The organism is Candidatus Dedyshia acidiphila, from assembly GCF_051025295.1.
Taxonomy (GTDB): Bacteria; Acidobacteriota; Terriglobia; order Terriglobales; family Acidobacteriaceae; genus KBS-83.
In genome coordinates this window covers 41,313-50,588 of record NZ_JBMGJV010000032.1, presented here as the reverse complement: position 1 = coordinate 50,588, position 9,276 = coordinate 41,313, and the positions used below count along the sequence as shown (strand labels likewise).

The window sequence follows — 9,276 nt, the reverse complement described above, 5'->3', positions numbered from 1 at the left end:
CCGGCCCGGGAGCAAAGCCTGTGAGCAAACTACGTGGTCTTCCCAATTTCCTGGCCCTGCTGTTCCTCGTCTGCCTTCCCCAGTCGCGTGCCGCCGACTTCACCCCCGTGGTGCGAGAGAGCCACTTCGCTCCGGGTGGGCGCGTCATTCTCGAGGCGAACGTCGGTGATATCCGTGTGCAGCCGTCGGACCAGGACGATCTCGTTCGCCTGGTGATCACACCGCACCGCCAGGCCGATGCCGATGCGGCTCCGGGATGGGTGCGTGAGTTCGCCGTCAATGCTTCGCAGGCAAAGATTCATCTCGAACTGCCAAAACACGGCCAGCACCAGTTCGATGTCACGCTGTATGTGCCGTCGCACAGCGATCTTCAACTCAGGCTGGAGGTGGGCGATCTCACCATTCGCGGCGTTCATGGCAACACGGACGCAGAGGTCGGGGTCGGCGACCTGAAGGTGATCCTCCCCGCGGCTCACGAGTATCACGCAGTCGATCTATCGGTTCGCATCGGCGATGTGGATGCGCATGCGTTGGGCCTCGAGCCGTCTGGCTTGCTGGGCAAGAGCGTGCACCACGACTTCAGCACCGGCGCGTACCGGTTGAAGCTGCACACCGGCATCGGGGATGTGGCCTGCACCCTGAATGCAGGGGCGTGAGCCCGGACTGCTTGCTGTAGCATGGGCCGCACTGACTCCTGTTTCCTTTGAGGATGCATGACCTTCCAGACGAGTCTCTGTCTCGCATTTGCGCTGCTCTGCGCGCCAGCACTTCCAGCCCAGCCGCAAACGTCGGCCCAAACGCAGACCGCAACCGCCGAGGCGCCGCACGCCTTCGCACGCGTGGTGGTTGGCAGCACGTTGCCAGGCCCGGTGAGCGGACGTCTGCTGGTCTTCGCGCGCTCTGCACAGACGGCTGCCGAGCCCGGTGAGGAGAAGGATGCGGTCGACATCAGCGAGTTTCACCCCACCTCGACCTTCGTCGCTGCCACGGATATCGATAACGCCGCCCCGGGCAGCACTGTCGAGGTCGATCTCGACCAGGCGGCCTACCCGGCACACTTCGCCACGCTGACGCGCGGCGACTACCGGCTCCAGGCTGTGCTCGATCTCGATCACACCTACAACTACGGCGGCCGCGATGCGGCGGACTGGGAGAGCCCCGTCGTCTCCGTAGCTGGGTGGCAGCCCGGTACGGGCGCAGAGCCGGTCCTCACGCTGAGCGAACACCCGAGCGCCGGCCGCCGTGCCAAGGCGGTTGCCGAGGCAGAGCAGCAGGCAAAGCCCGGGGTGGCAGAGAAGGTCGAGTTCGAGAGTCCGTCGCTGACCCGCTTCTGGGGTCGGCCCACCTTCGTTCGCGCGTGGGTGATCCTGCCGCCCAGTTACGACACCGCGGCTCGCACCCATTACGCAGCCATGTACTGGACGCACGGCTTCGGCGGCAACCTCGATTACGCGCTCGTCCAGGGGCTGGCCATTCGCAAAGCGATGACCGAGCACAAGGCGCCGCCGATGATCGCGGTCATGCTCGATGAGTCCTGCCCCGAGGGCACGCACGAGTTCGCCGACTCGGTGAACAACGGCCCGTGGGGCACCGCGCTGACGACCGAGTTCATCCCCATGCTCGAAAAGCGATTCCGCCTGGACGCGCGGCGCGACGCGCGCTTCCTCAATGGCCACTCGAGCGGCGGCTGGGCCACGCTGCAGCTCGAGGTGAACTATCCGCAGGTGTTCGGCGGCACCTGGTCGACCTCGCCCGATCCGTCCGACTTTCATAACTTCACCGGCCCCGATCTCTACGCAGTGCATGCGAACGCCTATCGCAAAGTCGACGGCGACTCGTGGCCGATCATGCGCAGCGACGGCAAGGTGGTCGCCACGCTTGAGCAGTTCGCAAAGCTGGAGCAGGTTCTCGGACCATACGGCGGTCAGCTCAGCTCCTTCGAGTGGGTCTTCTCTCCGAAGGGTCCAGGCGGCGCACCGGAGCTGATGTTTGATCGGGAGAGCGGGGACGTGAATCCGGCCGTCGTCGCCTACTGGCAGGACCACTACGACCTGGCGCACGTCACCGAACAGCACTGGGCCGAGCGCGGCCGGCTGCTGAAGGGGCGCATTCACCTGTTCGTCGGCACGGCAGATACGTTCTATCTCGATCAGTCGGCGCACCTGTTCGAGGCGCGTCTCCAGAAGCTCGGCGCCGATCCTCACTTCACCTACATTCCGGACCGCACCCACTTCGACCTCTACAAGATCGGCGACGATCGCCAGGGCCTCATGTGGCAGATCATGGGCGAGATGTATGCGGTCGCGCACCCGGGCGTGAACTGGAAGGCAGCGAAGGCCACAAAGTAGGCGGCAGGCAGTCTTTAACGTTCTGCTTGGCAAGCCGTCCCAGCAGTAGGCTGACTACCGAGGTGTTGCCATGCTGGCACGAGTTTTCATCGCCCTGGCCGCGGCTGTGCTCGTGTTCACCGCTCCCCTGACCGCCAAGACCAAGCAGAAGCCGACGCTGCCCGTGTACGTTCTTGAGGCGCGCACCGTGGCTGTCGTCATCGATCCCGAAGCGGGTGAACTGCCATCGGATCCGCAAGCGAACCGCGTCGCTCAGCGGGATGTCGAGACCGCATTCGAGAACTGGGGACGCTATCACCCCGTGATCGCGACCCAGGGCGCAGATCTGATCGTCGTCGTCCAGCGCGGCAGCGGCAAGTCCATAAGCCCGGTCATCCGTGACCCACGGCAGGCAAACCGACCAGGAAGTGTGCGTCCCACGGACGGAGGGGTCGACATCGGTGTCCAGCAGGGCAGGGAGCCGCCACTGAGCGGTTCTCCGAGCGACGATGAACAGCGGCCAGGCTGGGGCAGCCAGATCGGCGATGGCCAGGACGTCTTCCGCGTGTATCGCGGTAATGTCGAGCAGCCACTCGATCTCCCTCCGGTATGGCAGTACCGCGCGAAGGACGCTCTCCGGCCACACGGCGTACCTGCAGTCGATGCGTTCCGCAAAGCAGTCGCAGAAGCAGAGAAGGCCAACGCGAAGGCACCGTAAGCGGGCGATTGAGTGCCTTGCCAGACCGTGTACTGGCGAATCGGGAGCTGGTGCTCTGCTGCCCACGGGTTGCGCCTCCCTCGAAGGGCTCCGCTTTGCATTCCCGGCGGCGCGGCGTATCATCGCAATAGACACGTTTGCTCCGCGCGTGCGCATACCGCCGGAGGAGATGGTGGGCGAAAGCCCACCTTTTTCTTGCAGCAAAACCTTGCCATCTGAGTGGCAGCAGGTCAGTCCATGGCAGCGAACCTCGACCAAATTCGGGCAACTGCCGACCGCGTAGCCGCGAGCTACGGGCTCGACGTGGTCGATGTCGAGCTGGTCGGCGGCGGCAAGCATCGCGTGCTCCGCGTGGCGCTCGAGAAAGATGCAGCGGGTCGCGCGCGCCTCGCCGAAGAGGCCCGGGCAGCCGCGACGCGTGGTGAGGTTCCGGAGGACGGCTCGCTTCCCGCAGCGGTAGTGCGTGGCGAGCTCAGCATCGAGCACCTGTCCGGGGTCACGCATGAGGATTGCGAGCGCTTCAGCCATGACTTCGGCACGGTGATCGAGGTCGAAGACCAGGTGCCCGGTGGCGAGTATCTGCTTGAAGTCTCCTCGCCCGGGCTCGACCGGCGGCTCTTCCGGCACGCCGACTACCAGCGCTTTCAGGGCAGCCTGGTGAAGCTGCAGACGTTCACGCCAGTCGCCGGCAATCGCCACTGGCAGGGGCGGCTCACGGGGACAACCGAGAGCGCGATCACGCTCGATCCCTCCGCCATTCAGGCCAAGGGCAAGGCGAAAAAGGCCGCCGCGGCTGCCGCGCCCGCAACTGTTGAGATTGAGTTCGCCAACATCGAAAAGGCACAGCTCATCCCCGAGATTTAGAGACAGACCTACGGAGTGGCCGCGCATACGCTGCGGCAGAGAACGAAGAAAAGAAGGACATAAGAGATGGCGAGTCAGCTGTACCAGGTAATTGAAGGGTTGAGCCGCGACAAGGGAATCGATCCGCAGATCGTCGTCACTGCAGTCGAAGACGCGATTGCGCTGGCCACCCGCAAGTACTACAAGACGCAGGAAAACATGCGCGCGGAGCTGGACAAGGAGACGGGCGAGATTCGCGCCTACGTCTACAAGACGGTGACGGCGACCGATGACGAGATTGAAGACGATCTGAACCAGATCGCCCTCGATGAAGCGAAGCTGCTCGCGCCCGACGTCGAAGTCGGCGGCGAGATCCGCTACTACAAGCCGACCGACGTGCTCGGCCGCATCGCTGCGCAGATGGCCAAGCAGGTCATCTTCCAGAAGGTCCGCGAAGCCGAGCGCGACACGATCTACAACGAGTACGCGCATCGCCAGAACGAAGTCATCACGGCGACGGTCAAGCGGGTCGAGCTGCAGGACGTGATCTTCGACCTGGGCAAGGCCGAGGCACGCATGCCGCGCCGCGAGCAGAGCCGACTGGAGCAGTTCTCGGTCGGTGAGCGCGTGCGTGTCATTCTGCTGCGCGTCGATCGCGCGGCCAAGGGGCCGCAGGTGATCGTGTCGCGGGCCGCGCCGGAGCTGGTGCAGAGCCTGTTCCAGAGCGAAGTGCCGGAGATCTACGACAACACGGTAACGGTGCGCGCCATCGCGCGCGAAGCCGGCGAGCGCACAAAGATCGCGGTGCAGTCGCGCGACAAGGATGTCGACCCGGTCGGCGCCTGCGTCGGTATGAAGGGCATGCGCGTGCAGTCGATCATCCGCGAGCTGCGTGGCGAGAAGATCGACATCATCGAGTTCTCGGACGAGGTGACCACCTTTGCCGAGAAGGCGCTGCAGCCGGCAAAGGTGAGCCGCGTCAGTATCGCGGATCTTGGCGAAAAGCAGCTCGAAGTCATCGTCGATGACACACAGCTCTCGCTCGCCATCGGCAAGAAGGGTCAGAACGTCCGCCTTGCGGCCAAGCTGCTCGGTTGGAAGATCGACATCAAGAGCGAAGAAGAGAAGCGCCAGGAAGTCGAGCAGCAGATGCAGGCGCTCAGCGGCGGTCCGTCGACACCGATCGAGCAGGTCACAGAACTCGGTGACCAGATCATTCAGAAACTCGTCGCTGCCGGCATCACAACAGTGGAGTCGCTGGCCGACATGACCCCCGAGCAGCTCGAAGAGGTGCCCGGGATCGGCGAGCGCACACTCGAGAAGATCTCGGTCGCCGTTCGCCACTACTTCGGTCAGTACGAAGAAGGCGAAGAGCGTCCTGCCGGAGCCGAAGCAACCGAAACGGCCGAGGGCGAGACGGCAGCCGATGTCTCCTCGGATCCAGTGGAGCAGCGCGAAGAGGCGCTCGTGGCGCAGCGTCCAGCCGGCGATGATGCAGTGATCGCCTCGGTGCTGGGGCGGGAGGATGTAGTGACAGGACAGGGTGAAGACAACGAGCGGTCGCCCAATCGGGCGGAGCTCGACGAACTTGAGGCAGACACGGCCCTCGACGAAGAGCGCGCCAAGGCCGATGCAGAGCTGGGCGAAGAGCTCGATGCGCTGCGCGTCAACGAGGACAGCGGCGACACCATCTTCAGCAGCGAGGACAGCTCCGGTCTGGTCGTCGACGAGATCGCTCACGAGCGGCTGGAAGAGCTGACCGAGTCGGGCCGGGAGATCGGGGAGGTCGGCGTGCTGCCCCAGGATCCGGGCCGCGATGACACCAGCAGCATCCTCGAGGAGCACAATCCGCGCCCCAGCCCGCTGCCGGGCGGCGAGGCCGAGACCGAATCGGTGCTGCCGGATGACACGCCGCAGAGTGAGGATGGCGGGCTCTAAACGGGCTCAGGGCCGGGGAAGCATGTGCGCCGGGCCGCCGGGGCTGACCAGCTCTGCGGCTCCTTCGCGATCTTCATCTCCGGGGAGCACGAATTTTGCAGTTTCAGGCGATAATCATAGGGATGGCATGTGAACCCGCAGACCAAGAGGTTGCTATGAGTAGCTGAGGGGCGGCAGGCGGAGTGCCAACAAAAGGGACGGATGAGTAAAGTTCGCATCAACGATTTAGCACGAGAGCTCGAAGTCAAGAGCAAAGCGATCCTGGATGTGCTGCGCGAAGTAGGTGTCACCGACACCAAGACGCACTCCAGCTCGCTCGAAGGTGACGAGGCGCAACGTGTGCGCGCCCACTTTCAGCGTGGCCGCAACGGCGGCTCCGCCAACGCGAAGCATGACAACGGTCCAGCCAGGATCGACTGGTCGCGCGTGTCCAAGCCAGGCGACGTTCTGAAGGCGATTCAGCAGCGTAAGGAAGAGGCCGATCGTCCAGCGCCTCCGCCCCCGCGGCCGGCGCCTCCTGCGGTTGCGCCGCCAGTGATGGCTGCGCCGCGTCCGGCTGCTCCGGCGACCCCCGTCGCGGCTGCGCCTCCGGTTGCTCCCGCGCCCGTCACTGCCACCCCTGCGCCTGCGCCGCGGCAGCCCGTGGTTGCCGCCGCACCGCCTCCGCCGGCTGCACCGGTTGCGGCACCGCCGGCGCCTGCTCCGGTGGTTGCCGCCGCACCGCCGCGGCCGACCGTGGCTGCTCCTCCTGCACGCCCGGAGGCCCCGGCCCCGCGCCGCATCGTGCCCCAGCCGCGCCAGGCACCCAACATCATCGCTCCGGCTCCGGCCATCGCTGCGAAGCCACCGGCCGGGCCCGTCGTTGCTCGGCCGCCGGCGCCATCCGCCCCGCGCCCTGCCATCGCGGCCGCACCACCGGCACATCCGGTGGTCGCGCGTCCGCCGGTCCAGGCAGCGCCCCCGGTGCCAGTCGCCGCCGCGCCGGCTCCGCCCGCGCCCGTTGCGGCAGCGCCGCCGGTTGCGCCGGAGGCACCAGCGCCGGAAGCAGCCGTGCCCGCGATGGTCGCACCTCCGGCCCGCCGCGTCATCATGCCGCAGACCGGGCCACGCCCCGTCTATAGCGCGCCCCCGCCACGCCCGACCCCGCCACCGCCGCCTCCTTCGGCCGGCCCAGCGGGTGGTCCCGGTTCCATTCAGCGTGGACGTCCCATCTTCCAGCGCCCTGGCGCTCCGGGCGGCTTCCAGCCGCGGCCGGGCGGTGGTGCTCCTGGCTTTGCCGGTGCTCCGGGGCAGTTCCCCGCCGCCGGCCCATGCACCCCACCCGCTCCGCTCCTGGCGGCGCGCCCACCGGACGCCCTGGCTTCGGCCCCCGTCCCGGCGGCCCTGGCGGTCGTCCGGGCTTCGGCCCCCGTCCTGGCGGAGCCCCCGGCGGCGGTCTGATGCCGCCTCCCGGTGAGGCGCCGCGTCCGCAGCGTCCGAGCGGTCCGCCGCGCGGCCGTGGACGCCAGCAGTATCCGAAGACCAAGGAAGGCCCGATGAAGGGCTTTGCTCCGCCGTCGCGTTTTGGCGGAGCGCAGGTCCCGCAGGAGCCCATGCCGATCACCCGCAACATCACGGTGACCGAGGGCATCAGCGTCAAGGACCTGGCCGAAAAGCTGGGCGTGCGCGGCAAGGACCTGATTGCCAGCCTGCTCATGCGCGGTGTATTCGTCACCGTCAACCAGTCACTCGATGGCGAACTGGTCAAGGATGTGGCGCGTCAGTTCGGTGCTGAGACTGCGGTCATCAGCTTCGAAGACGAGATGGCCAACGAGCAGCTTGAAACCCTGCTCGGCAGTGAGACTACCGGCGAGATCGAGGTTACGCGTCCCCCGGTCGTCACCGTCATGGGTCACGTCGATCACGGTAAGACGTCGCTGCTCGACGCGATCCGCGAGACCGATGTCGCCGCCGGCGAGGCGGGCGGCATCACGCAGCACATCGGCGCCTACAAGGTGCGCATCGCGAAGGCAGATTCGCCGGCCTTTGGCCGCGAGATCGTCTTCCTTGATACGCCGGGTCACGAAGCCTTCACCCGCATGCGTGCTCGCGGCGCGAAGGTCACTGACATCGTCGTGGTCGTGGTCGCGGCGGACGACGGCGTAATGCCGCAGACGCTCGAGGCGATTGACCACGCGCGCGCGGCAAACGTGCCCATCATTGTGGCAGTCAACAAGGTGGACAAGCCCGACGCACAGCCGGACCGGGTCAAGCAGCAACTGGGCGATCGCGGCCTCGTGCCCGAAGCCTGGGGCGGCTCGACCGTGTTCGTCGACGTCTCGGCCAAGAAGCGCCTGAACCTCGACCTGCTGCTCGAGATGATCTGCCTGACCGCAGACATCGCCGACCTGAAGGCGACGCCCGATCGCTCGGGCGTGGGCGCGGTGCTCGAAGCCAAGCTCGATCGCGGCCGCGGTGCGGTGGCGACGGTGCTGGTGCAGAACGGCACGCTCAAGAACGGCGACAGCTTCATCGTGGGCAACACCTTCGGCAAGGTTCGCGCCATGTTCGACGATCGCGGCCGGGCCATCGACGAGGCCGGGCCTTCGACACCAGTCGAGATCCTTGGCCTGGAAAGCATGCCCGATGCGGGCGATACCTTCCTGGTCGTGGCTGATCGCGACAAGGCCAAGGGCATCGCGCAGTACCGCAAGATGAAGGAGCGCGAGTCGCAACTCTCGAAGAGCTCCCGCGTCTCGCTCGAGAACCTGGCCGAACAGATCAAGATGGCCGGCGTCAAGGACCTGCCGCTCATCCTCAAGGGCGATGTGCAGGGCTCGGTGCAGGTGCTGTCCGACTCGCTGCTCAAGATGTCGACCGAGAAGGTGCGGATCAAGATCCTCCACACCGGCGTCGGCGCCATCACCGAGAGCGATGTGCTGCTGGCCTCGGCTTCGAACGCAATCGTCATCGGCTTCAACGTCCGGCCGGAGCGCAAGGCCGCCGAAGTAGCCGAGCAGGAAGGCGTGGAGATCCGGCTGCACTCGATCATCTACGAGCTGCAGGACGAGATCACCAAGGCCATGCTGGGCCTGCTGGATCCTGTGTTCAAGGAGAACTACCAGGGCCGCGCACTGGTCCAGGAGGTCTTCCGCATCCCGAAGATCGGCACGATCGCCGGCTGCCGCGTCACCGACGGCTCCATCCGTCGCGATGCGGAGGTTCGCGTCGTCCGTGGCGGGGAGCAGGTCTTCAAGGGCAAGCTCGGGTCGCTCAAGCGCTTCAAGGACGATGCGCGAGAGGTCACCAACGGCATGGAGTGCGGTATGGGCATCAACGGGTTCACCGACTTCCGCCAGGGCGACCAGATCGAAGCCTTTGTGGTCGAGAAGGTCGCACCCGAGCTGACGGCCGCACGCTAACGCTTCACTACGCACGACGAGAGCCCGGCTTCGGCCGGGCTCTTCGTTC

General features: G+C 66.2%; 5 protein-coding genes and 1 pseudogene. All 6 read left to right on the top strand.

The features are described from left to right. Window positions 1–656 (top strand): hypothetical protein (locus AC5IJH_RS13385; RefSeq protein WP_491903327.1); only part of this gene is annotated, 656 nt, incomplete at its 5' end. A gap of 57 nt (window positions 657–713) precedes the next feature. Next, complete coding sequence (locus tag AC5IJH_RS13380) at window positions 714–2,348, top strand: alpha/beta hydrolase (protein ID WP_491903326.1); 1,635 nt, start codon at window positions 714–716, stop codon at window positions 2,346–2,348. Window positions 2,349–2,418: 70 nt separating this feature from the next. Beyond that, a complete protein-coding gene (locus AC5IJH_RS13375; protein ID WP_491903325.1) occupies window positions 2,419–3,045 on the top strand; it encodes a hypothetical protein in 627 nt (208 codons plus the stop codon). A 237-nt stretch (window positions 3,046–3,282) separates the two neighbouring features. Beyond that, window positions 3,283–3,909 carry a ribosome maturation factor RimP gene (gene rimP, locus AC5IJH_RS13370; RefSeq protein ID WP_491903324.1) on the top strand — a complete coding sequence of 209 codons (627 nt, stop codon included), beginning with the start codon at window positions 3,283–3,285 and terminating at the stop codon, window positions 3,907–3,909. A 66-nt stretch (window positions 3,910–3,975) separates the two neighbouring features. Then, window positions 3,976–5,826 (top strand): transcription termination factor NusA, encoded by a 1,851-nt coding sequence (gene nusA, locus AC5IJH_RS13365; protein ID WP_491903323.1) that lies wholly within the window; start codon window positions 3,976–3,978, stop codon window positions 5,824–5,826. 201 nt (window positions 5,827–6,027) lie between these two features. Continuing rightward, window positions 6,028–9,227 (top strand): annotated as a pseudogene (gene infB / locus AC5IJH_RS13360) (translation initiation factor IF-2). The last annotated feature ends 49 nt before the right edge of the window (window positions 9,228–9,276 follow it).

Bases quoted from the DNA above. Each gene is read 5' to 3' on its own strand.
- AC5IJH_RS13380 (WP_491903326.1), top strand. From the start codon at position 714: ATGACCTTCCAGACGAGTCTCTGTCTCGCATTTGCGCTGCTCTGCGCG.
- AC5IJH_RS13375 (WP_491903325.1), top strand. From the start codon at position 2,419: ATGCTGGCACGAGTTTTCATCGCCCTGGCCGCGGCTGTGCTCGTGTTC.
- rimP (WP_491903324.1), top strand. From the start codon at position 3,283: ATGGCAGCGAACCTCGACCAAATTCGGGCAACTGCCGACCGCGTAGCC.
- nusA (WP_491903323.1), top strand. From the start codon at position 3,976: ATGGCGAGTCAGCTGTACCAGGTAATTGAAGGGTTGAGCCGCGACAAG.